A 23,457-nucleotide genomic window follows, 5' to 3' on the forward strand; every position below is an offset into this window, starting at 1 on the left:
TCGGGTCATGTCCGGACGTTTCGATTCGCGCCACCCCCTGATTGGCCTGATGGATGAGTTCCATCGCCTTGGCGGCCGCCTGAAAAGCGCCTTTGCCGAGGCGCGGCGCGGCGTTGACCTGGGCGAATCCGAAATGCTCGTCCTCACCGCCGTGGTTGAGGGTGAACGCGCGCCGACCGTGTCGCAGATCGGCCGGTCGCTCGGCCAGCCGCGCCAGATCGTCCAGCGCGCGGCCAATGCGCTGGTTGCAGCGGGCCTGATCGAAACCGCGCCCAATCCGGATCACAAGCGCGCGCCGCTGCTCACCGCAACCGCGGTCGGCACCGCGCTCAAGCGCCAGGCCGACGCGCGCGCCGCTGCCATCGCCGAAGCGCTCTCTGCCGGGCTCGATCTCGATGCCGCTTGCAGGCTGAGCGATGGCCTGCGAGCTTTCCGCCAGCAGCTCGAAGCGCAATTGCGCGCGGGCGGGGCCGATGCGGCCCGACCCAAGGGAGACACTTGATGAAGCGCATTACCGCCAGCCTGCTTGCCGCCGTTGCTATCGCACTTGCGCCCGTGGCGATCCCCGCCGCTATCGCCAAGGACGCGGCCGCCGTGAAGGTGGACCAGGGCCAAGTCCTGCGATCCGATGCCAAGGCCTACCTCGATAACCTGAAGAAGACCCCGCGTCCTGCAATGAGCGATGCGATGATCGCGCAGATCCGCAAGATCCCGCCGCAGATGATCGAACAGATGATGGGCGCGTCCGAAGTGCCGCTGGGCACGCTGGCGGTCGACCGCAAGCTGACCATGCCGGGACCGGGCGGAACGATGGACCTTCGCTTGTTCGATTCCCGTGCGGATCGCGGCCCCGGCCCAGTGGTGGTGTTCTATCACGGCGGCGGCTTCGTTGTCGGCTCGATCGGCACGCACGCGGCGCTGGCAGCGGAAATGTCGCGCCAGCTCGACCTGCCGGTGGTTTCGGTCGAATACCGCCTCGCGCCTGAACACAAATGGCCCGCCGCGCCCGATGATGCCGAGGCTGCCGCACGCTGGGTCGCCGCCAATGGCAAGGCGCTGGGCCGCGAGGTCAACGGGCTGGTGCTAACCGGAGACAGCGCCGGTGGCACGCTGACCCTCCTCACTGCTCTCGCTCTGCGTGACAAGCCCGCCGCCGCGCCGGTGAAGCTTATGATCCCGCTTTACCCGATGACCGATGCGTCGAAGCCCTATCCTTCGATGCAGGCCTTTTCTGGCGATTTCGGACTGCCGCAAGCGGACATGGACTACTACGGCAAGGCCTTTGCGGCCGACGTCAACAGCCCGCGCCATTCGTCGTTGCTGGCGGACCTGCATGGCCTGCCGCCGACCGTCCTCGCCACCGCAGGGTTCGACCCGCTGCGCGACGGCGGCCGCGCCTTTGCCGCCAAGCTGGCGCAGTCGGGCGTGCCGGTGAGCTATTACGAGGCCAAGGGCACGATCCACGGCTTCGCCACCTTCCGCAAGGCGCTGCCTTCGGCGCAGGACGACCTGAACGCGATTCTGGCGCTGTCCCGCGCGATGCTGGCTAGCAAGTGAAGGTCGCGGGCAAAACCGTCCTCGTCACTGGCGGTGGCGGAGGTATTGGCGGAGGTCTGGCTGAGGCTTTTGCCGAAGCGGGCGCGCGGGTTTTCGTAGCGGATATCGATGCCGGGCTGGCTGAGGAAACCGCCGCCCGGATCGGGGCAACAGCCATCGCGCTTGACGTCACTTCGCTCAGCAGCTGGGCGGCGGCGAAGGCGGTGACGGGCGACCTCGATATCCTGTGCAACAACGCCGGGATCGCGACCAAGTTCGAACCGCTTGAGCAGCTTTCGCCCGAGGGGTTTGACCGGGTCATGGCGGTCAACGTGCGCGGCGTGTTCAACGGCGTGCTCACTTATCTTCCGGCGATGAAGGCGCGGAGAAGCGGCCACGTGGTCAACACTAGCTCGACCAACGGCCTGCTGCCGCACGGTACTTTCGCCGCCTATTGCGCGAGCAAGTTCGCCGTGCTCGGCCTGTCGGATTCGCTGCGGCAGGAGGTTGAGGACAGCGGCGTCGGCGTCACCGTGCTGTTCCCCGGCCTCACCCGCAGCCGCATGTCGATGGCGATGAAGGACGAACTCGGCATGGACGATGCATCGTGGGACGCGTTCAGCGCCAACATGATGGAGCCGATCTGGCTGGGCCGCGCCGTGGTGCGCGCGGTCGAGGCAAACGAGCCTTACGTCATGTCGCACCCCGATCACGCGCCGCTAGTGGAGCGGCGCCATCAGGCGATCATCGCCGCGCACCGCGAACCCGCGCAGCCGGGCTATGCGCCGAACGTCGAAGGGCTGGGATTCCTCGAATGAGCAAGATCGAGCACAATCTGGACGAACTCGCGCCAATCGGTCCGCTGACCGACTGGCTCAATGCCAATGTCCCCGAACTCGGCAAGGGACCGCTGCAGACCGCGATCCTGTCGGGCGGCACGTCCAACGTGGTGCTCACGCTCGACCGGGGCGAGGGGCCGATGGTCCTGCGCCGCCCGCCCGCCGTGCCGCCGCCCGGCGCGGAAAAGGGCGTGCTGCGTGAGGCGCGCATCCTGACTGCGCTGGGCCAGACCGACGTGCCGCACCCGCGCTGTTACGGCTCCTGCGACGATCCAGAGGTGATCGGCGGGCGCTTCTACGTCATGGAAATGGTCAAGGGCTGGGCGCCCAACCTGCGTGACGAAAAGATCTTCAACGAACCACCGTTTGACCGGATGCCCTATATCTACGGCATCCCCTTCGCCATCGTCGACGGGCTGATCAAGCTGGCCAATGTCGATCACGAAGCCATTGGCCTTGGCGATTATGGCAAGCCGGGCAAGTTCCTCGAACGGCAGGTCGATCGCTGGGTTGGGCAGCTCAGGAGCTATCCGGAAAAGTACGCCGGTTACGAAGCACGAGCATTCGCAGGCTTTGCCGAGACCGAGGAATGGCTGCGGGCGAATATCCCAGCGAAGGAATCGACCGGCATCATCCACGGCGATGTCGGCACGCCCAACATGATGTTTCACCACGGCCCGCCGCCGCGCCTTGCCGCGATGATCGACTGGGAGCTTTCGACCATCGGCGATCCGATGATCGACATGGGCTGGTTCACTGGCGGCCTGCGCGACGAGGACGATCCGGAGAAAGAATTCCCGACCGCGCTGCAGGACCCGAACCTGTTCCCCACCAAGCAGGAACTCGCCCGCTATTACTGCGCAGGGACGGGCCGCGATTTCCGCGATTTCGAATACCTCTCGGTCCTCGCCAAGTTCAAATCGGGCTGCTTGCTTGAGTACAAGGTTGCTGCGGCCGAGGCAGGGCACCTGCCCAAGGATGTCGGCCGCTTCTTTGCCCGCATCAGCGAGAATTGTTTCCGCGAAACCGCGGCCCAGGTGCGGCGGTTGAAATAGCGACGGACATAAACACCCGTCATCCCCGCCTGCGCGGTGATGACGAATAGGATGATTGGGGCATTTGCCCCGCGGAGTATGACAATGATCGACTTTTCCGTTGAACCCGAATTTCAGGCCAAGCTCGACTGGATGGCGAAATTCGTCCGCGAGGAGTGCGAGACGATGGACTTGTTGTGGCCGGAACAGGGCTGCCAATTCGATCCATCGCTGAAATCGGCGCGTGACCATGCCAAGCCGCTGCAGGATCAGGTCAAGGCGCAAGGGCTATGGGCTTGCCACCTTGGCGCAAATCTTGGCGGGCCGGGATACGGGCAGGTCAAGCTGGCGCTGATGAACGAGATCATCGGGCGGTCCAACTGGGCACCGGTGGTCTTCGGCTGCGCGGCGCCTGACACGGGGAACGCCGAAATCCTCGCGCTGTTCGGCACGCCCGAGCAGAAGCAGCGCTACCTCGGACCGCTGATGGCCGGCGACATCGTTTCATGCTTTTCCATGACCGAGCCGCAGGGAGGGGCGGATCCGGGCGTGTTCACCTGCAAGGCTACTCTGGACGGCGATGAATGGGTGATCGAGGGCGAGAAGTGGTTCTCCTCCAACGCGCGCTTCGCTACGTTCTTCCTTGTCATCGCCGTCACCAGCGAAGGCGCGCCACTTACTGAGCGGATGTCGATGTTCGTCGTTCCGGCGGAAACTCCGGGCATCGAAATTATCCGCAATGTCGCGATTGCCGGCGAAAATCCGTATGAGGAGGGCGCTCACGGTCACGTGCGCTACAATCAGGTGCGCATCCCCGCCGACCATATCCTCGGCAGGCCGGGTGAGGGCTTCAAGGTGGCGCAGGCGCGGCTCGGCGGCGGACGCATCCACCACGCCATGCGCACGGTCGGCAAATGCCAGCGGGCGCTCGACATGATGCTGGAGCGCGCGGTTTCCCGTGTCACCCGCGGGCGCAAGCTGGGCGATCACCAGATGGTGCAAGCCAAGATCGCTGAAAGCGTAATCGAGCTTGAACAGTTCCGCCTGCTCACGCTCAAGACCGCATGGCTGATCGACGAGACCGAGGCGGGACGGATGCCCCACGGCACCCCGCGCAACCACATCGGCATGTGCAAGGTCGCAATGGCCAATGTCTGGATGAGCGTGATCGGCAAGGCGCTGGAAATCCACGGCTCACTGGGCATCAGCCTCGACATGCCGCTGGCCAACTGGTTCGGCGGCGGCATGGGCCTTGCCTTTGCCGATGGGCCGACCGATGCGCACAAGAGCCAGCTGGCGCGGGCCTATCTCAAGAAGGCCAAGGCGGTCGAGGGCATGTTCCCTTCCGAACATATCCCCACCCGGCTCAAGGCCGCGCTGGAACGCTATCCCGATGCCCGGCCTGAGGGCGTGCCCGGGCAGGGTCGGCTGTGAAAAAGGAATCTGTGATGGACCCGCTGTTCGATTTCACTGGCAAGGTGGCGCTCGTCACGGGCGGTTCGCGCGGGCTGGGCTATCAGATGGTCAAGGCCTTTGCTGAGCGCGGCGCGGACGTGATCATCGCCAGCCGCAAGCTGGAAAACTGCGAGGCGGTGGCCGAGGAATGCCGCGCGCTGGGAGTCAGGGCGCTGGCGATCTCCGCCCATGTCGGCAAGTGGCCCGACTGCGACCGGCTGGTCGAGGGGGCCTATGCCGCCTTCGGGCGTGTGGATATCCTTGTGAATAACGCCGGTATGAGCCCGCGGGCGCCCAGCCACGAGGTAAGCGAGGCGCTGTTCGATTCGGTGGTGAACCTCAATTTCAAGGGCCCGTTCCGCCTCGCCAGCCAGATTGGCAAGCGGATGTATGATGCCGGGGCCAAGGGAGAAGGAGGGGGGTGCATCATCAACGTCACCTCCTCCGGTTCGCTGATGCCACTGCCACAGGTGGTGCCTTACGGATCGTCGAAGGCGGCGCTAAACGCCATGTCGGAAAGCTTCGCTCACGAGTATGCGCCGCACGTGCGGGTGAACACGCTCTCGCCTGGGGCATTTAAGACCGACATCGTGCAGGCGTGGCCCGACAAGGGCGAAGGGCCGATCCCGACCCCGCGCGGGGTGGCGGCTGATCCGTCGGACATCGTCACCGCTGCGTTGTTCCTCGCCAGCCCGGCCTCGGTGAATGTGACCGGCGCGCTGATACGGTGTGACGGGGGCCAGCACTGATGCCCCGCGCCGTAATCGCCGACCAGTTCGGCCCGCCTGACACTTATGCGCTCAGGGAATACGACCCCGGCCAGCCCGGCGAAGGCCAGCTTCGTGTCGCCATCAAGGCCGCCGGCGTCTCCTTCGTCGATGTGCTGACCGCGCGCGGGGAATACCAGTTCAAGCCGCCGCTGCCGTATATTCCGGGCAGCGAATATGCCGGCGTGGTTGAGGCCGTTGGTCCGGGCGTCACGGGCTTCGCACCGGGCGACCGGGTGTTCGGATCAGGCCTTGGCGGCATCTTTGCCGAAGCCGCGCTGTTCAATGCCGCCAACGTCAGCAAGATCCCGGCGGGCATGGGCTTTGCAGAAGCAGCAGTCTTTCCCGTCAATTACCAGACCGCATGGCACGCGCTGGTTGACCGCGCGGCTGCCAAGCCGGGCGAGAGTCTGCTGGTGCTCGGCGCGGCGGGCGGTACGGGCTATGCGGCGGTAGAGGTGGGCAAGTACCTTGGCCTCCACGTCATCGCCTCGGCCTCCAGCCCGGAAAAGCAGGCGGCGGCAAAAGCTGGCGGCGCCGATGCCGTGGTGACGACGGGCGCGGCGGACTGGCGCGATCAGGTGAAGGCGGCGAACGGCGGCAAGGACGTGGATATCGTGTTCGATCCGGTCGGCGGCGAGGCGACGGATCTTGCATTCCGAACGCTCGGTTATGGCGGGCGGCATCTGGTGATTGGTTTTACGGGCGGGCTCACCGCGCTCAAGACCAACCTGCCCCTGCTAAAATGCGCCAGCCTCGTCGGCGTGCAGATGCGCGGCCATGCGCTTAACCGGCCCGAGGAAGCGGCGTCGAACCGGGTGAAGGTTATGGAACTGGCGGCACAGGGGCATTTCCACCCGGCGATTGCTGCGAAGTTCCCGTTAGAGGACTATGTCGCGGCGATGGAACTGGCCTTTTCGGGCAAGGCGGCTGGGAGGGTTGTGCTGGAGATGGGGTGACCGTCGTCCCGGACTTGATCCGGGACCGCTGGAGACTGGACGCAAGCTCGGATCGATCTGGCCACCGGTCCCGGATCAAGTCTGGGACGACGCGTCCATCACCCGGAACGCCTGCGGGGTCATCCCCGTCCAGCGCTTGAATGCGCGGCCAAAGCTGGTCTGGTCGCCGTAACCCAGCCGTTCCGCAATCTCGTCCAGCGACAGCACAGAGGCGCGCAGGAAATCGCGGGCGATGGCTTCGCGTTGACCTTCAACCAGTTCCGAAAAGCGCAGGCCCTGTTCAGCCAGCCGCGATTGCAGCGTCCGCACGGACAGTCCCAGCTTGGCGGCGCAGCGTTCGACCGAGCAATTGCCCGCCGGTAGCGCGCCGCGCACATAGCTCTCCACCTTTTCCGCCAGCCCAACCTTCTGCGTATCACGCACGCGTTCCAGATAGCCGCCGAGCAGGCGGTAAAGCAGCCGGTTCGAGGTCGCCAGCGGCTGATCGAGCGTGTGGAGCGGGAAGGCGATCGAATTGCGGTTGCGCCGCGCGTGGACGCGGCAGCCGAGCAGACGCTCCATCTCGGGCAGGTCGGCGGCGCGCGGTTCGGCGGACAGGCTGACCCATGTGGGACGAAAGTTCGGCCCGCCGAGCATCTGCAGCAGCTTCACGTTGAGCATGGCCGCCTGATAATGCGCCTGATCGTTGATGCCGAGGTCGGTGTTGACCTGCCAGCAGAACTCGGCAGTTTCCTTGTCCTCAATCAGCAGGACTTCGCTATCGGGCGAGTGGACCACTGGCATATATTCGACGAAAGCGCCCAGCCCCTCGCGCACGGTCGGCGCAGCGCGGGCGAGGGCGGTGATGCAGCCGAACACGTCCGGGTCCTGGTTCTGCGCGAAGTGCAGACCGAACAGGCTGTCGTCAAAGGCCGCGCTGCAGTATTCGAAGACGTCGGCCAGCTGCTGCGCGCCGATGTGGCTTTCCGGGTCGGAGAGCACGCGGGCTTCCATGCCGTGGCGTTCCATGATCCCGCGCGCATCGCGGCCAAGCGTGCGGGTAAGCTGCGCTAGCCCGGCGAAGTTGGCCGCGCGCACCTGTCCGCTCGCCGGCGAGACGTCCAGCGGACCATCGATACTGAAAAACGGTTCGTCCGGCATCACCCACTCCCGAGTCCCCGTCTGCGCGGGGAACTCAATTCGTTATGGGTGAAAGCTACCACGCGCGGGGGCGGTGTCCAGCATGTCCTGCGTTTCCTATCGATTGGCTTGCGCGAACTGCAGGTGATTGCCTTTCGCCCTGTGGCACACCACTGTCCAAGAAAACATAGTCCCGGAGGGAGAGCCAGACGCCATGAAGACGATCGCCGATCACAAGCGCGAAGCTGAAAAGCACGTCCTTTACGTCAAGGACAAGGCGACTCGCATCGCGACGATCACCTTCAGCCGGATCGACAAGCACAACACGGCCACCATCGGCATGCGCGCCCGGTTTGGCGAACTGGTGCACAAGGCGAACATCGACGATGACGTGAAGGTCCTCGTGATCCGGGGCGAGGGTGATCACCTGGGTTCGGGCGGCGATCTCGACGAGCATGGCGATCTCTATCTCAATCCCAAGCCAGGCGACGGCTTCCTCACCGACCTCGAAATCGACGATGAGGACGTGAAATACCCGCCGCCGGGATCGTACCGGTACCTCCACGGGCTGACCGACTATTATGCCAAGGCGCGCTCGGGCAACCGGCCGCTGCAGGAGTTCAAGAAGATCTCGATCATCGAGGCCAAGGGCTATTGCTATGGCTGGCACTTCTACCAGTGCGCCGATGCCGACATCATTGTCGCCTCGGACGATGCGTTGTTTGGCCACCCGAGCTTCCGCTATGCCGGCTGGGGCCCGCGCATGTGGCAATGGCTGGAAACCGTGGGCCTGCGCGCCTTTTCGGAGATGCTGTTCACCGGCCGGCCGTTCACCGCGGCCGAAATGTTCACCTGCAACCGCTTCGTCAATTCGGTGGTATCGCGCGAGAGCCTTGAGGCGGAGACGGCCAAGTACGCCAATGCCTGCTCGATCACCCGGCCAACCGATGTCGTCGTGGCGCAGAAGACCTTTATTGAGGCCTACAAGCAGTACCGCGGCGAATACTTCGGCAGCCTGCTCACCGGCTGGCTCGAAGGCATGTTGCCGCTGATGAAGGATGACGGCGCGAACGACGTCAACCTCGGCAAGGATGCGACCTTTGAGCAGGGCATCGGCAAGGTCGTGAAGAACAACGACCTCAATTATCCGCCCGAATGGCGACTCTCGATGAAGGGTCGCAAGGGATAAGCACTGAAACCGCCTTTGGGAGAGGGCGCCTTTGGGAGAGGGCACATGGCAGAAACACTGTTTTCACTCGATCGACGCAACGTCCGCGAATGTCAGAAACTGTTTCGCGGCGAACGGTCCCAGGAATACTACCTGGGCGATTACTGGCTGGACGAAGGCCCTTCGGTAGAGGTCAAGGCCGAGCGCAAGTCGGTCGGGCCGATCTCGATCATCCGCATGACGACCAGCCCCAAGAGCTATTTCCGCCGGACCCGTCAGCACATCCGCGAGGATGCGACCGATCTGGCGGTGCTGTGGTTCGTCAAGCGCGGCAGCCTGGGCCTGTCCAACCAGTGCGGCAACAAGGTGGCCCATCCCGGCGACTTCGCGATCACCCGGTCGATGTCGCCGTTCCTCATCGAATGCAACGTTGACGAGGAAGGCGTGAACCAGACGCTGCACGTTACCGTGCCCACCCACATCCTACGCGCGCACATCACCCGCGATTTCGACACCGGGCTGTTCCTGCATTGCGAGCGGCCGGAAATGGCGATTGCCGAGAACCTGTTCACTGACGTGTTCGAGGATGACGGCAACCTGACGCCAGACAGCGCCCGCGCGCTGGTCGATTGCGCGCTGCAAATTATCGGCAATGCGGTGAAGGCGGACAGCGATGGCATTGCCACACGCCAGACCATCGCTGACCGACGGCTGGAGGAAGTCCTGCGCTTCATCGAGGTCCACCTCTCCGACCCGCAATTGTCCACTACGATGGTCGCGCGTGGCTGCGGGATTTCGCCGCGCTACCTGTCGTTCCTGCTGCGGCTCAAGGGCACCAGCTTTTCCGAACTGGTTTGGGAACAGCGGCTGGAAAAGGCGCGCTCGTGGCTCACCGCCACCGATGCCCGCGACATATCGATCAGCGAGATCGCCTATGGCGTCGGCTTCAAGAGCCCGGCGCATTTCAGCCGCATGTTCAAGCGCGTGTTCAACAAGAATCCACGCGAATACCGCGGGCTTGCGGACAATGACGCCGAGCATGATGAAACCGGCATCGCGCTTCCCTGATGCGATCTAAATGACCAAGCATGTCGTTTCGCTCGACGACAAGTTTCTGCAGGGCGAAGGGCAGGTAACCCTGTCCTCGCTGCAGGCGGTCGTGCGTCTGCTGCTCGATCAGTCGCGGCGCGATGCCTCGGCGGGGTTGAAGACGGCGGGCTATGTCACCGGCTATCGCGGTTCACCGATCACCACGCTCGACGCGCAATTGTGGGCGGCGGAAAAGCTGCTCACCGCGCACGATATCCGTTTCGAGCCCGGCCTGAACGAGGAACTTGCAGCCACGGCGCTGCGCGGCACGCAGCAGATCGACTGGTACGGCAAGCCCCGCGTCGATGGCGTATTTTCGCTCTGGTACGCCAAGGGCGTCGGCGTCGACCGCGCATGCGAGGCGATCAAGCAGGCCAACTTCGAAGGCACCGCAGTGAAGGGCGGCGGGCTGATCCTTGCCGGCGACGACCACGCGGCGAAAAGCTCGCTGACCGCGCACCAGAGCGAACACACTTTAATCGCCGGTTTCGTGCCGGTGCTTTACCCCGCGACGACCGAGGACCTGCTGCGCCTTGGCCAGTTGGCCTTCGCCATGTCGCGCGCCAGCGGGCTATATATCGGCATCAAGGCGGTGACCGATACGCTCGACCTGACGAGTACGGTAACGCTGCCGGGAACCGATTTTCCGATCATCATGCCCGATGCGCCGCCCGGCGTACGGCTCAACCTGTGGCAGGGCATGACGGCCCTGCAGCAGGAAGCGATCGTGGTCGATTGCCGCCTGCCAATGGCGCAGGCTTTTGCGCGTGCCAACCGGACTGACCGGATGTCGCATGGCCGGGCCGGCGCGCGGCTGGTGATCGCGACGGCGGGCAAGGCGTGGCTCGACGTGTCCCAGGCGCTCGACGATCTCGGGCTGGACGCGGCGCGGTGCGAGGCGCTGGGCTTGGCCGTAGCGAAATTCGGCATGGTCTGGCCGCTGGAACCCCACTTCGCGCGCGAGGCCTGCCTTGGCGCGGAAGAAGTCTTCGCGGTCGAAGAAAAACGCCCGATGATCGAGGAGCAACTCGCGCGCACATTCTATGGCGAGGCCAAAATCCCGCGCCTGACCGGCAAGACCGATGGTGCGGCCAGGCCGCTGCTTTCCTCGGTCGGCGTGCTTGACCCCGGATCGGTGCGCCGCGCGCTGTTCCAGAGGCTCGAAGCATTGGGCATGGCCGATGCCGATCTCCGCGCCCGCCACGCTGCGCTCACCGCGCTGGAGGACGGCGCCAAGGGCCTGTCGATCACCGCCAGTCGTCCGGCCTATTTCTGCTCGGGCTGCCCGCACAACATCTCGACACTGGTGCCCGAAGGCTCGCAGGCGATGGGTGCCACGGGGTGCCACGGCCTCGCGCATTACATGCCGTCGCGAAACACGATGCAGACCGTGGGCATGGGCGGCGAGGGGATGCCCTGGCTTGCCGCGCAGCATTTCGTCGATGCGCCCCACATGTTCCAGAACCTGGGCGACGGCACCTATACCCATTCGGGCCTGCTGGCGATCCGCGCCTCGGTCGCGGCGAAGAGCCGGCTGACCTACAAGATCCTTTACAACGATGCCGTTGCCATGACCGGTGGCCAGCCCGCGGAAGGCGCGCTGACGCCAGAGCAGATCGTGCGCGAACTGGTGGTTGAGGGCGTGCATCCGGTGGTGCTGGTGAGCGACGATCCGGAACGGTTCAAGGCGGCCGATCTGCCTCCTGGCCAGCGCGTGCTGCACCGCGACCATCTTGACGAAGTGCAGCGCGAACTGCGCGAAGTTCCCGGCACTTCGGCCATCGTCTACGATCAGGTCTGCGCCAACGAAAAGCGCCGCCGCCGCAAGCGCGGGCTGACCCCTGATCCCGACCACCGCCTGTTCATCAATCCGGCTGTCTGCGAAGGCTGCGGCGATTGCTCCATCCAGTCGAACTGTCTGTCGATCGAGCCGGTCGAGACCGAATTCGGCCGCAAGCGCGCGATCGACCAGTCCAGCTGCAACAAGGACTATTCCTGCCTCAAGGGCTTTTGCCCCAGCTTCGTTTCGGTGCGCGGAGGAAAGATTGCGCGCCACGGTTTCGACCGTGATGAACTGGCGCGCCGGGTGATTGGACTGCCGGTGCCGCCGGTGATGGACACCAGCGCGCGGCCGCATGCCATGCTTGTTACCGGAATTGGCGGCACCGGGGTGCTGACCGTGGGTGCGCTGATTGCCATGGCGGCGCAGCTGGAGGGCAAGACGGCCAAGGTGCTCGACATGACCGGCATGGCGCAAAAGGGCGGGGCGGTGACCAGCCACGTCCGGATCGCGACTTCGGCGGAGGCCATACCCTCGGCACGGCTGCGCGCGGGCCAAGCGGACCTCGTCATCGGCTGCGACCTTGTCGTCGCATCCGCGCCCGACGTGCTGGCCATGGCGCGGGGCGATACGCGGCTGCTGGCCAATGCCGATGTCCAGCCAACCGGCGAATTCCAGACCAACCGCGATCTCGATCTGTCGGCGGCGCGCTTTCTTGCCGCTATCGGCAAACGCATCACGCCCGAGGGCATTTCTACCCTGCGTGCATCATCACTGGCGACGCGGCTGTGCGGCGATTCGATCTACACCAACCTGATGATGCTGGGCTTCGCGGCACAGCAGGGACTTCTACCGGTCGGAATCGAGGCGGTAGAGGCGGCAATCGGGCTTAACGGCGTCAAGGTTCAGGACAATCTCGATGCTTTCGCCATGGGCCGGCTGGCGGCGGTCGATCCGCAGGCGCTGTTCGCGCTGGCGGGTGATGGGTTGGAGCCTGCGGGCGAGCCAAAGTCGCTTGCTGCCATGCTTGAGAGCCGGGTGCGACACTTGACCGTGTGGCAGAATGCGGAGGTGGCGGCGCGCTACCGCCTGGACATCGAGGAACTGGACGCATCGCTGGCGGCAAAAGGCATCGCCGACCGCGAGCCGTTCCTGATCGAAGCCGCGCGCCATCTTGCCCGGCTGATCGCCTACAAGGACGAATACGAAGTCGCCCGGCTCTACACAGCGCCGGAATTCAGCGCCGCGCTGGGCGACCGCTTTGGTGGCGCGCCGAAGCTGAAGGTCTGGCTCGCCCCGCCGCTATTGCCGCTCGGCAAGGACGCGCGCACGGGCAGGCCGCGCAAGATTGCTTTCGGCGGCTGGATATTCCCGGTTTTCCGTGTTCTCGCGGCGATGAAGGGCCTGCGCGGACGTTGGTGCGATCCGTTCGGCCACACGGCGGAGCGGCGCATGGAACGGGCGCTGGCCGGGGAATATCTCGCGATGCTTCACGCGGCGATTGCCTCGCTGTCCCCGGCAAAACTGGTCTTGGCGGTCGAACTTGCTTCATCCCCGCGCGAAGTCGCCGGATTCGGTGAGGTCAAGGAGGCCGGTGTATCGCGCTGGCGGGAACACGCGGCAGCGCTCATGGAGCGGCTTGCCGATTGACCGGCGCAGCGTAGTCTCGCCGCAGAAACCGGGAGAGAGGAACCCACATGCCCCGCTACAAGATGATCGCGCTGACACGTCCGGTCGAAGGCCGCGATGAGGAATTCAACGACTGGTACCAGAACGTCCACCTGGTCGAACTCTGCGCCATGCCGGGCGTTACCGGCGCCCAGCGCTACAAGCTGGCAGCGCCGCTGCAGGGCTATGACGAGCGGCCCTACCTGGCGATCTACGACATCGAATGCGATGACATCCGCCAGACACTGGGCGCGATCGGCGCGGCATCGGCCTCAGGCAAAATGACGCCGTGCGACGCGGCAGACAGCGCCAATGCCTATACCGTGGTGTTCGAGGAATTCGGCGAGCGGGTGGAGGGCTGATCAGCCCCCGAACTTCGGAGCCCGCTTTTCCCGCAGCGCCATCACGCCTTCCATGTGATCGGCGCTGCGGACGCTGACCGATTCCATCGCGATGCCCGCTTCCATCAGCGAATGGGCAACGCGCTTGAGCTCCATGTTGGCCAGCACCTTGGTCGCTCGGATGGCATATTGCGCGCCGGTGAGCAGCTTGTCGCAGAAGGCATCGACCGCGCCGTCGAGCTCTTCCGCTGGCAGGCAGTGATTGACGAGGCCGATTTCGGCAGCCTTCTGCGCCGTTAGCAGGTCGCCCGAGAGCAGGTATTCCTTCGCCCGGCCCAGCCCGATCCGCGCCGCCCAGATCACCGCGCCGCCATCGCCGGCGACAAGGCCGAGGTGCACGTGGGGATCGCCGATCTTGGCCTTCTCCGATGCGAAGATGACGTCCGCGAACAGCGCCAGCGTCGCGCCGAGGCCGACCGCGTGACCATTCAGGCGGCAGACCACCGGCTTGTCGATATCGAGCAGGGTATAGACGATGCGCTTGGCGACTTCCGCCTCATGGTCGAACAGCGCAGGCGTCGTTGCGTTTTTCAGGATGTGGTCGAGGTCGCCGCCCGCCGAAAATGCCCGGCCAGCGCCGGTCAGCACGATCACGTCGGATGCAGCATCGATGCGCGCGAAGTGCAGCGCCTCTGCAAGCTCGTCGTGCAACTGCAGATTGACCGCGTTCATCGCGTCTGGCCGGTTGAGGACGATGTCGAGCCGGCGTCCCTTGCGGACGAGCTGGACGGTTTCGAACTGGGGAACTTCGCTCATCGGGCCTGTCTAGCACCGCCGTGCGCCTCGGCAATCCGCCAATCCGCGCCCCTGCGATATAGGCCCCCCAAGCCCTTGATCGCCGCACGCTTCCGGGCTCAATTGGCGGCAATGAGGAGAGGTATGCGATGTCCGGTTTTGACGAGACTTTCGATTGGGTAGTGGTCGGCAGCGGGGCCGGATCGATGTCTTCGGCCATGGTCATGCGCGATGCCGGTAAATCGGTCGTGATCCTCGAAAAGATGCCCTACGTCGGCGGCACTACGGCGAAATCGGGCGGGGTCATGTGGATCCCGAACAACCGTTTCATCCGCGCAGAGGAGCCGGGCGAAAGCGCGGAAAAGGGGATCACCTACCTCGATGCTGTCTGCGATGATGGCTCTAGTGCGCCCGGCACCAGCCATGAAAAACGGCTGACCTATGTCACCGAAGCGCCCAAGATGCTCGAATATATCATCAGCAAAGGCGTGGAGATGGAGCGCGCCACCGATTTCTGGCCGGACTATTACGATGACCTGCCCGGCGGCTGCAAAACCTCTCGCTGCGTTACTGCAAAGTTCTTCAATACCAACGAACTGGGCGAATGGCGCACCAAACTCGCCCCCGGTTTCGCGCCGTTCCCGGCGAAGCTGGACGACGGCATGAAGGTGACCAACTTCATGCACAAGAGTTGGGGCATCAAGCTCAAGTTCCTGAAAATCGCCTTCCGCGTGGTTGGTGCAAAGCTCACCGGCAAGCATTTCACCACCGCTGGCGCGGCGCTGCAGGGGCGGATGCTCAAGGCGGCGCTAGCCGATAGCGTGGATATCCGCACGCAGACCCCGGTGAAGGAATTCATTGTCGAGGAAGGCAAGGTCGTGGGCGTGATCGCCGAAGTGAACGGCCAGTCCCGACGCATCGGCGCGAACCTTGGCGTGCTCGTCAACGCAGGCGGTTTTGCCCAGAATCAGGCCATGCGCGACAAGTATATGCCGGGCACTAAGGCGGCATGGTCGAACACACCGCCCGGTGACACCGGCGACCTGTTTGGCGAAATGGAACGCGTCGGCGGCGTGCTGGCACAGATGGACCAGATGGTCGGCTACCAGACGTCATACGCCCCCGGTTTCGACAAGGATTTCGTCAAGCCGGGCGGGCAGGGCATCACCGGCAAGCCAGGTTGCATCCTCGTCGACCAGTCAGGCGTGCGCTACATGAACGAGGGCGGGTCCTACGAACTCTACTGTCAGAACATGCTCGAACGGAACCGCACGGTTCCCGCCGTGCCCAGCTGGGCGGTGTTCGACCAGAACTATGCCGAGAACTACAAGGTGCTGAACAAGTGGCTGGGCAAGCCGGAAGTCCGCAAGGATCTGGTCGATTGCGGCTACCTAAAGGTCGGAGAAACGATCGAGGACCTTGCCGCCCAGATCAAGGTCGATCCGGCTACCCTGCGCGGCACTCTCGAGCGTTGGAACGGCTTCGTCGACAAGGGCGTGGACGAGGATTTCGGCCGCGGCGGGCGCGAGTACGACAAGTGGCTGGGCGATCCGTTCAAGGACGGCAATCCGGCGCTGGCCCGGATTGACAAGGGCCCGTTCTTCGCCATCGACATCATTCCCGGTGACGTTTCTACCTATGGCGGCGCGCTGATCGATGCGCGCGCACGGGTGATCAAGGCCGATGGTACGCCGGTACCGGGGCTCTATGCCTGCGGCGTCTCCACCGCGTCGATCATGGGCGGGGTCTACCCGGGCGCGGGTGCCAGTGTGGGGCCGTCGATGACCTTTGGCTACATCGCTGCCAAGCACGCCGCCGGAGTGGATAATTCGATCTGATCAGTTGAGCGTCCCGCGCTCCACCACCGGTGCGTTCCCCCGCGCGGCGACCCAGTCCGGAAAGACCTGCTCGCCCCACTCAAGCGCACGGTAGGAGATCAGGAACACGTCGAGCGTGGCGCGAAGCGATTGCTCGTCGAGAATCAGGTAAGCGTCGATCGAGGCCTCGTCGGTAAAGGTCAGTTGCACACCGCCTTCTTCGCGGTCGCACATGTGGATCGTCTTGCACAGCCATGGCCGGGCATCGGGCACGGTCTCAACCGGGGCCTGCGGATTGCTGTCGCGTTCCATCCGCAGCTTTTCCTGCTCGATGTCCAGCACAAGTCCGCTGGGAATCGGGCCGGCCACGGCCTTTTCCGCGCGCTGTGCCATAAGCGGGACGAAATAGTCCGCCAGCCGTCCGCGGCCATGGTGAACGTGTGGATAAGATAGGTGTGGCGGGTCATACCGTGCAGACAGGCATCAATAGAGATTGATGCCAACCTTGCCGAAGAACTGCCCGCTTTCTGCGTGGCGAAACGCATCGTGGATGCGGGTCAGATCATAGACCACGTCGACCACCGGGCGAATGCCGTGCTTCGCGGCAAAGGCCACCATCGCCTCGTGTTCGTCGCGGTTTCCGACGTTGACCGGCACGATCTGCGCTTGAACCTGCCCGATGCGGGTCCACGAAAAGGCGCTGCCCAGCATGCCGATGGCGGAGATCAGGCCGTCCGGGGCGAGCGCCGAGACATTATCATCCAGCTGCTCAGCGCCCGCCACGTCGATCACGACGTGCACGCCGCCCGAAGCATTGCGCGCTTTTGCCGCCCAGTCCGGATCGGTGCGATAATTGAGCGTCACATCCGCGCCCAGCGCCTTGCCGCGCCGCAGCTTGGCATCGCTTGATGAGGTGAGGATGACATTCGCGCCGTGCGCCTTGGCGAATTGCAACGCGGCCAGGCTCACCCCGCCGGTGCCGTGGCATAGCACCCATTCGCCGTGCTGCAGCGGACGGGCGAGGAACAACGCGTTCCAAGCGGTCAGGCCGGCACAGGCGAAGGTTGCCGCCTCAAGATCGCCGAGTTCGTCGGGATTATGGACCAGCCCCTCGGCGCTGAAATTGGCGATCTGCCGCGCGACACCGTCCGCCATGCCGCCCAGCATGTCCATCGTCGGGTCGCGTCCGTGAAACCAGCTTTGTGCGAAGATCGGGCTGACGCGGTCGCCCGGTTTCACGCGGCTCACGCCTTCGCCAACAGCGGTGACAACGCCAGCGGCGCAGGACATGGGAATACGGGTGCCGCCGCCGGTGATGCCGCCCATCGACGGGATCAGCAGGCCCTTGGCGACGATCAGATCGCGGAAGTTGATCGTCGCGCAGTGCAGCCGCACTTGCGCTTCGCCGGGGGCAGGGGGCGCCACATCAACATCGCGCAATTCGATGGCATCGATGCCCTGGCCTTCGACGATAGTGGCGGCTTTCATGTCCAAACTCCCTTTGGCGGCAAGGTGCTTGTCTGCGGCGGCTTGTCAATGTGACTGGCGCCTCGCGGTGGCCTCCCGAGGCTTTGATCGTGCCGGCGGGGAGAGTATTCCTCACGCCATGGGCGAGGCTGAACTTTCTGTCGTGTATGGCGGGTCGCTGGAAAGCGAACCGCTGATGGGCGCGCTGACAATTGGCGGCTACTTGCGTGACGTCGCCGCGCGGCATGGCGGAGCCGAAGCACTGGTTTTCCAGGGCGATGGGCAGCGGATCAGCTGGTCCTATGACGATCTGCTGACGCGTTCGCTGGACTTTGCGAAGGCGCTGATTGCCAGCGATCTCCACCCCGGCGCACGGATCGGCATCCTGATGAGCAACCGCCCGGAATTCCTGGGCACGCTGTTCGGAGCGGCGCTGGCCGGTTGCGTGCCGGTGGCGCTGAGTACCTTTTCGACAGAGAGCGAACTCGATCATTTGCTGACTGCATCGCAGGTTGAAGTGGTGATCTATGAGGCTCGCGTGGCCGGCAAAAACTTTGCTGCCATTTTGGGGCAAGCACCGGACGCGTACAGGTGGCCTGATCTGCGCGAAGCGGTCGCGCTGGGCGCGTCCTTCGCCGAGTTTGTGGCGCGCGGCGACGGGGTAAGCGACACGCAGGTCCTGTCCCGCGCCGATGCCGTCAGCCCTGAGGATATCGGCGGAATCTTCTTCTCCTCGGGCACGACCAGCCTGCCCAAGGGCATCGTCCATTCGCACAAGGCCTTTGCCATCCAGTGGTGGCGCTGGCCGCGCGTTTTCGCGATGCGCGAGCCGGTGCGTAGCTGGACGGGGAACGGCTTTTTCTGGTCGGGCAATGTTTCGATGATCGTCGGCACCGCCTTTTCGAGCGGCGGGGCGGTGGTGCTGCAACCGTGGTTCGAGGAGGAAGAAGCCCTACGGCTGATCGGCGAAGAACGGGTGACCTTCCTCGCCGGCCGTCCGCACCAGTGGGCGCGGCTGGAAGCGGCGAAGGGCTGGGCGGGAGCGGACCTTTCCAGCCTGCGTTACGTCACCCGGGGAGAGATCCTGAGGCGCCATCCGACCGCCCGGTTCGACTGGGAAGAGCCGATGTCGTTCGGCACAACCGAGACGATGACGATCTGCACTTCGTTCGGCCGCGATGTTTCGGCCGAGCACTATCAAGGCTCCTGCGGGCCGCCCCTGCCAGGCAATTGGCTCAAGATCGTCAATCCACTCACCGGCGCGCTGGTGCCGGTTGGGGAGCGGGGGGAGATGTGCATCAAGGGGCCGACCCTGATGATGACCTATCTTGGGAAAAAGCCTGATCAATGCCTTGATAATGATGGTTATTACTGCACCGGGGATGGCGGCTATGTCGATGCCGATGGCCGCTTCTTCTGGGAAGGCCGCCTGACCGACATGATCAAGACCGGCGGGGCCAATGTCGCACCTGAGGAAGTCGATGCGGCGGTTGCGCGCTTCCCCGGGGTGAAGCGGACGCAGACCGTGGGCGTGGCTGACGAGTTGCTCGGTGAAATGGTGGTGACCTGCCTCGTCCCGGTCGAGGGCTGCGCCATCGACGAGCAGGAACTGATCTCCTTCCTCAAGCGCGACCTCGCCAGCTTCAAGGTGCCGCGCCGGGTCCTCATGTTCACCGACGAGGATTTCGCAGTCACCGGCAGCGGCAAGGCCAAGGCCAGCGACATCCGCGAAAAGGCGGCTGCGCGTTTGAAGGAAGGTCCGTAGTCCCGGACCTGATCCGGGACCGGTGGCCGGATTGTCCAGCCTTGCTACTTAACGCCAGCGGTCCCAGGTCGGGCCCGGGACGACGTCATGCCGCCAGCGCCGCACGCCCCGCCTGTTCGCGCCAGTGGTCAAGGCTGCCGCAGAGCTGCAGGTTGAGCATCGCGCGCTTCATATAGTGATGGACCGGATATTCCTGTGTTAGCCCGATGCCGCCATGCAGCTGGATCGCGTCTTCGGTGATCAAGCGGTAGGTGTCGGTCGCAAGACCCTTCATTGCGCCGAGATCGACGACCGGCGCGCTGTCTGCCGCAGCGGCGCGCGCTTCGTAGAGCGCCTCGGCCACGGTGAGCGCGATGCGCAGGTCGGCGCAGCGGTGCTTGAGTGCCTGGAACATTGCCAGCGGGCGGTCGAACTGCTTGCGGACCTTGAGGTATTCGACCGTCAGATCGAGCGTCGCCGAAGCCCCGCCAAGACTGTCCGCGGCGACCAGCACGTGGGCGGTGCGGGCGATTTCGTCGTGCAGGATCGCGGACTGGTTGCCGCCGGCGATCAGCCTCGCTTCGGCGCCGTTCAGCTCAAGATCGTAGAGCTTGCGGCTCTCGTCCCACAGCGGCCTTTCGACCAGTTGCACGCCGGGTGCAGCCAGATCGACGAGGTGATAACCCTCGCTGCTACCGACGAGAACCTGTCCGGCCATGTCGGCATCAAACAGGCCTGAAACCGTGCCGCTGAGCGTGGTTCCGTTGGCGCTCACCTTGGCGGACAGCATGTTGAGCGGCACATATTCGCCGCCGCAGATACGCTCGATCAGCTCGGCCTTGCCGTCAAAATCGGGGGCCGAGGCTAAGCCGCGCAGGGCCAGCAGCGCTGGAATCAGCGGGGCGGTGCAGAGCACCTTGCCCAGTTCCTGCACGATCGCGCCCGCTGCGTCGCGGCCCAGGCCAAGGCCGCCGAGGTCTTCGGGCAGGTCGACCAGCAGCCAGCCCATTTCGGCGGCCAGCTGCCAGCTTTCTTCCCGGTTCGGCAAGATTGCGCCCGCCGGAAAAGCCTTTGTGGCGGAGTCGCGGAGTTCCGAAAGTTCGATCACAGGGTCCACCCCTTGGGTTCGCGCGGCATTTCGAGCATGCGTTCGGCGATGATGTTGCGCTGGATTTCCTCACTGCCGCCTGCGATGGTCCAGGCATAGGAGTTCATGAAATCGGCCATCCAGTTGCCGGTGTTGAGATCACCGAAAGTGATCGGCGCGCGGTATTGCTCAGCTATCCCGCCCAGCCGCACACCCAGCGCGGAATAGGCGCGCAGCGCGCGGCTGTAGGCGTTCTTGACGATCGAGGCGTCGCCCACGCGCTCGATACCGGCGATGCGGTTTTCGAGGAAGCGGTCGGCCAGCGCGCAGACGGCGTCGACCTGCGTAACCAGCGCGCCGAAATCGCGCAGAACGCCGCGATCGTCGCCGTGGCCATGGGCGCGGATCAGCTCGCTCACGCGGGCAAGAGCGCTGTGCATGCGGTTCGACAGTTCGAGCAGGGTCAGACCGCGTTCGGAGGATAGGGTCGCCTGGGCAACGGCCCAGCCCGCGCCTTCCTCACCGACGCGCTGCGAGACGGGGACTTCGACATTGTCGAGGAAGATCTCGGCGAATTCCTCGTCCCCCTGTATCTGCTCAATCGGGCGTACGGTGACCCCCGGGGTCTTCATGTCCATCAACAGGTAGGTGATGCCCGCCTGCTTCGCCTTTTCGGTCGATGTTCGAACCAGAAGCAGGCACATGTCCGCGTATTGCGCCATGGTCGACCAGACCTTCTGGCCGTTGACCACATAGACGTCGCCTTCGGGCCGTGAAACACGCTCTGCCTTGCACTTGATGCCAGCGAGGTCCGATCCGGCGCCCGGCTCGGAAAAGCCTTGGCACCAGGTTTCTCCTTCAAGGATAGCGGGAAGGTACCGGGCCTTCTGCTCGGCATTCGCGCATTCGTGCAGCGTGGCATAGGCGTGGTAGGTTGAAAGGAACGAGAGCAGGAGGCGCGGTGCATCGGCTGCGGCCAGCTCTTCGTAGATCACCTTCTGTTCTGTCAGACCGCGGCCGCCGCCGGGCCATTCAGCGGGCCAGTGCGGCACGGCATAGCCGGCTTCCACAAGTTTCAGGAACCACTGGCGTTGGCTTTCGGCGAAGGCCTTGTGATCGGTGATGTCGCGCCAGCCCTGCGGCTTGTTGGCGGCGAGCCAGGTGCGCAGGTCGCTGCGCAGCGTGTCGAGGGATGCTTGGTCAGTCACGGGCAGCGTCATGCCTTGCGCCGCGATCATGGGGAAGGGGGGCCAAGGCAATATCGCCCAAGCGAGTCAGGCGAGCAGGGCCGCCGTGCCGTGATCGCCAAAGGCCGCGCCATACCGCTCGGTCAGCGCGCGGCTGATCGCGTGGGGCTGCCAGCCGTCAGTGCCAAGTGTGGAAAGCCAGATGGCGAGACCATAGGCGGGTGACTGGCGATAGCGGTGCCACGCCTCGTCCCACGATGGACGCTGGGCATCCGGCAGGCCGAGCGCATCCAGATAACCGCGCAGCAGGTCGCGTTCATGCAGGCGCCGGTCGTCCACCGTCAGCGCCCCGACGAGAAAATAGCCGACATCCTGAATCCAGTTCCCCCGCCGCACCACCTGCCAGTCGAGAAAGCCGGTGCTGTCATCCGGTATGACATAGGTGTTGCCAACATGGGCATCGCCGTGGAGCAGGGTCTGGTGGCCAGAGACGAGCGTTGTGACATTCGCCGCCCACAGGTCCACCACACGATCTGCCGAAAGGGCACGAACTTCATCCGGTAACTCATTGCCAGAACGGGAAAGTCCAGTCGGAACGCGTTTGCGCAAGCCGACCTGCCAACCCTGCGAGGGTGCCCACTGCCTGATCCAGCCAAGCCCCCGGTGGCTGCGCGCGGTCATGCCCCAGTAGTGTCCGTGTAGTGCGGCCAGACCGGCGAGGCCGCTGGCGACCTGCGCGGGCGTCAAGGGCCGCAGGGCATCGCGCGGATCGGCTCCGCGCAGCGTCAGGTCTTCCATAACCAGCAGGAAATCGAGCCGAGGATAGTCGGGCACGGCGAGGTACACGTGCGGGTGCTCGAGCGGCAGCGGCGTGTTCCCCGCGAACAGCCGCGATTCGAGAAAAAGGTTGCCGTTGCGCAGGTGAACCCAGCGGTGGTGGGGCGAATGGGCCTTGAGGAAGAGTTGTGCCGGCCCGCTGCCTGCTGAGTATTCCAGCGCGAACCGCGCGCGGCGGTTGGTGCCGTCGTCTGACTGGATCAGCCGCGCGGCGCTGACCCTGGCACCGGGGTGATCGCGCCCCAGCGCCTTTGTAAACCAGTCCGCATCCAGGCTTTCCCAGCGTTCCGGCACGACCGGGAACGGGGAAAGCCAGCGCGGCAGCATCAGACGGCGACTTCGATGATGTCGCCGGTGATGCGCACAGCAAAGGTCTGGATAGGCTGGGTGGCGGGCGGGTTCATCGCTTCGCCAGTGGCAAGATCGAACCGCGCGCCGTGGACCGGGCAGGCGATCCAGCCTGAGCGCATCCGCCCGCAATCGAGCTTTTCCTCCGCATGGCTGCACAGGTTCTCGACCGCGAAGACTCGGTCGTTGGAGTTGCACAGCAGCACGTCGACGCCGTTCACCGTGACCAATTTCTTGGTTCCCGGCGGCACATCGGAGACGGCGGCGGCGGCGGTGAAGACGGTATCGGTCATGGTGTTTCCATCGGCATTATCGATGGCTCCTTGAAGGCTGCGGGGGGCTGCCGCAATCCGTGGTTGCGGGCAAGGGCGGGCGCAAGCAATTTGTCATACCGGCCAAGTCATTTCACCGCAGCATCGC

At 64.6% G+C, this 23,457-nt stretch carries 21 protein-coding genes; 13 read left to right on the forward strand and 8 right to left on the reverse strand.

Going from position 1 to position 23,457, the window contains the following annotated elements; all coding sequences use genetic code 11:
• Positions 1–7 precede the first annotated feature (7 nt).
• The 7 genes from WG900_RS08065 (at position 8) to WG900_RS08095 (ending at position 6,590) form a co-directional block, all read left to right on the forward strand.
• Entirely contained in the window at positions 8–502 is a 495-nt protein-coding gene (locus tag WG900_RS08065; RefSeq protein WP_339966187.1) for a MarR family winged helix-turn-helix transcriptional regulator, read from the forward strand.
• Positions 502–1,557: an alpha/beta hydrolase gene (locus WG900_RS08070; RefSeq protein ID WP_339966188.1), complete on the forward strand. Its 1,056-nt coding sequence runs from the start codon at positions 502–504 to the stop codon at positions 1,555–1,557. Before WG900_RS08065 ends, WG900_RS08070 begins: the two co-directional genes overlap by 1 nt.
• A complete protein-coding gene (locus WG900_RS08075) occupies positions 1,554–2,354 on the forward strand; it encodes an SDR family oxidoreductase (RefSeq protein ID WP_339966189.1) in 801 nt (266 codons plus the stop codon). Before WG900_RS08070 ends, WG900_RS08075 begins: the two co-directional genes overlap by 4 nt.
• The gene (locus WG900_RS08080; RefSeq protein ID WP_339966190.1) at positions 2,351–3,430 is read left to right on the forward strand and encodes a phosphotransferase family protein; all 1,080 of its coding nucleotides are present in this window, start codon (positions 2,351–2,353) and stop codon (positions 3,428–3,430) included. The genes WG900_RS08075 and WG900_RS08080 overlap by 4 nt, the downstream gene beginning before the upstream one ends.
• An 84-nt stretch (positions 3,431–3,514) precedes the next feature.
• Entirely contained in the window at positions 3,515–4,843 is a 1,329-nt protein-coding gene (locus WG900_RS08085) for an acyl-CoA dehydrogenase family protein (protein ID WP_339966191.1), read from the forward strand.
• Positions 4,844–4,857: 14 nt separating this feature from the next.
• Positions 4,858–5,613 carry an SDR family NAD(P)-dependent oxidoreductase gene (locus tag WG900_RS08090; protein ID WP_339966192.1) on the forward strand — a complete coding sequence of 252 codons (756 nt, stop codon included), beginning with the start codon at positions 4,858–4,860 and terminating at the stop codon, positions 5,611–5,613.
• Positions 5,613–6,590 (forward strand): NADPH:quinone oxidoreductase family protein, encoded by a 978-nt coding sequence (locus WG900_RS08095; RefSeq protein ID WP_339966193.1) that lies wholly within the window; start codon positions 5,613–5,615, stop codon positions 6,588–6,590. The genes WG900_RS08090 and WG900_RS08095 overlap by 1 nt, the downstream gene beginning before the upstream one ends.
• A 75-nt stretch (positions 6,591–6,665) precedes the next feature.
• Here the strand turns inward: WG900_RS08095 and WG900_RS08100 are convergent, their stop codons facing one another.
• A complete protein-coding gene (locus tag WG900_RS08100) occupies positions 6,666–7,730 on the reverse strand; it encodes an AraC family transcriptional regulator (RefSeq protein ID WP_339966195.1) in 1,065 nt (354 codons plus the stop codon).
• Positions 7,731–7,923: 193 nt separating this feature from the next.
• Between WG900_RS08100 and WG900_RS08105 the strand changes: the two genes are divergently transcribed.
• The 4 genes from WG900_RS08105 to WG900_RS08120 are packed head-to-tail and all read left to right on the forward strand — an operon-like array spanning position 7,924 to position 13,776.
• A complete protein-coding gene (locus WG900_RS08105; RefSeq protein ID WP_339966196.1) occupies positions 7,924–8,898 on the forward strand; it encodes an enoyl-CoA hydratase/isomerase family protein in 975 nt (324 codons plus the stop codon).
• Between the two features lie 45 nt (positions 8,899–8,943).
• Entirely contained in the window at positions 8,944–9,945 is a 1,002-nt protein-coding gene (locus WG900_RS08110) for an AraC family transcriptional regulator (RefSeq protein WP_339966197.1), read from the forward strand.
• A gap of 10 nt (positions 9,946–9,955) precedes the next feature.
• Complete coding sequence (locus WG900_RS08115; protein WP_339966198.1) at positions 9,956–13,396, forward strand: indolepyruvate ferredoxin oxidoreductase family protein; 3,441 nt, start codon at positions 9,956–9,958, stop codon at positions 13,394–13,396.
• 47 nt (positions 13,397–13,443) lie between these two features.
• On the forward strand, positions 13,444–13,776 hold the full coding sequence (locus WG900_RS08120) for a hypothetical protein (protein ID WP_339966200.1): 333 nt from the start codon (positions 13,444–13,446) through the stop codon (positions 13,774–13,776).
• On the opposite strand, the gene WG900_RS08125 is transcribed toward WG900_RS08120, so the two are convergent.
• Complete coding sequence (locus WG900_RS08125; protein WP_339966201.1) at positions 13,777–14,571, reverse strand: enoyl-CoA hydratase/isomerase family protein; 795 nt, start codon at positions 14,569–14,571, stop codon at positions 13,777–13,779.
• A gap of 128 nt (positions 14,572–14,699) precedes the next feature.
• On the opposite strand from WG900_RS08125, the gene WG900_RS08130 reads away from it, so the two are divergent.
• Complete coding sequence (locus WG900_RS08130) at positions 14,700–16,388, forward strand: FAD-dependent oxidoreductase (RefSeq protein WP_339966202.1); 1,689 nt, start codon at positions 14,700–14,702, stop codon at positions 16,386–16,388.
• Here WG900_RS08130 and WG900_RS08135 read toward each other — a convergent pair whose 3' ends face one another.
• Both WG900_RS08135 and WG900_RS08140 read right to left on the reverse strand, forming a co-directional pair.
• Positions 16,389–16,760: a hypothetical protein gene (locus WG900_RS08135; RefSeq protein ID WP_339966203.1), complete on the reverse strand. Its 372-nt coding sequence runs from the start codon at positions 16,758–16,760 to the stop codon at positions 16,389–16,391. It abuts the gene before it with no gap.
• A gap of 90 nt (positions 16,761–16,850) precedes the next feature.
• Positions 16,851–17,855 carry a zinc-dependent alcohol dehydrogenase family protein gene (locus WG900_RS08140; protein ID WP_339966205.1) on the reverse strand — a complete coding sequence of 335 codons (1,005 nt, stop codon included), beginning with the start codon at positions 17,853–17,855 and terminating at the stop codon, positions 16,851–16,853.
• Positions 17,856–17,973: 118 nt separating this feature from the next.
• Here WG900_RS08140 and WG900_RS08145 point away from each other — a divergent pair, with 118 nt between their 5' ends.
• On the forward strand, positions 17,974–19,599 hold the full coding sequence (locus WG900_RS08145) for a class I adenylate-forming enzyme family protein (protein ID WP_339966206.1): 1,626 nt from the start codon (positions 17,974–17,976) through the stop codon (positions 19,597–19,599).
• Between the two features lie 85 nt (positions 19,600–19,684).
• Here WG900_RS08145 and WG900_RS08150 read toward each other — a convergent pair whose 3' ends face one another.
• From WG900_RS08150 to WG900_RS08165, 4 genes are read right to left on the reverse strand one after another with little or no spacing between them, the layout of a single operon-like run.
• On the reverse strand, positions 19,685–20,686 hold the full coding sequence (locus tag WG900_RS08150; protein WP_339966207.1) for an acyl-CoA dehydrogenase family protein: 1,002 nt from the start codon (positions 20,684–20,686) through the stop codon (positions 19,685–19,687).
• The gene (locus tag WG900_RS08155) at positions 20,683–21,885 is read right to left on the reverse strand and encodes an acyl-CoA dehydrogenase family protein (protein ID WP_339966208.1); all 1,203 of its coding nucleotides are present in this window, start codon (positions 21,883–21,885) and stop codon (positions 20,683–20,685) included. Before WG900_RS08155 ends, WG900_RS08150 begins: the two co-directional genes overlap by 4 nt.
• Before the next feature lie 54 nt (positions 21,886–21,939).
• Positions 21,940–23,016, reverse strand: coding sequence for an aminoglycoside phosphotransferase family protein (locus WG900_RS08160; RefSeq protein ID WP_339966210.1), 1,077 nt, complete (start codon positions 23,014–23,016; stop codon positions 21,940–21,942).
• Positions 23,016–23,330: a Rieske (2Fe-2S) protein gene (locus tag WG900_RS08165; RefSeq protein ID WP_339966211.1), complete on the reverse strand. Its 315-nt coding sequence runs from the start codon at positions 23,328–23,330 to the stop codon at positions 23,016–23,018. The genes WG900_RS08160 and WG900_RS08165 overlap by 1 nt, the downstream gene beginning before the upstream one ends.
• Between the last annotated feature and the right edge of the window lie 127 nt (positions 23,331–23,457).

Source organism: Novosphingobium aquae, from assembly GCF_037572715.1.
GTDB classification, from domain to species: Bacteria; Pseudomonadota; Alphaproteobacteria; order Sphingomonadales; family Sphingomonadaceae; genus Novosphingobium; species Novosphingobium aquae.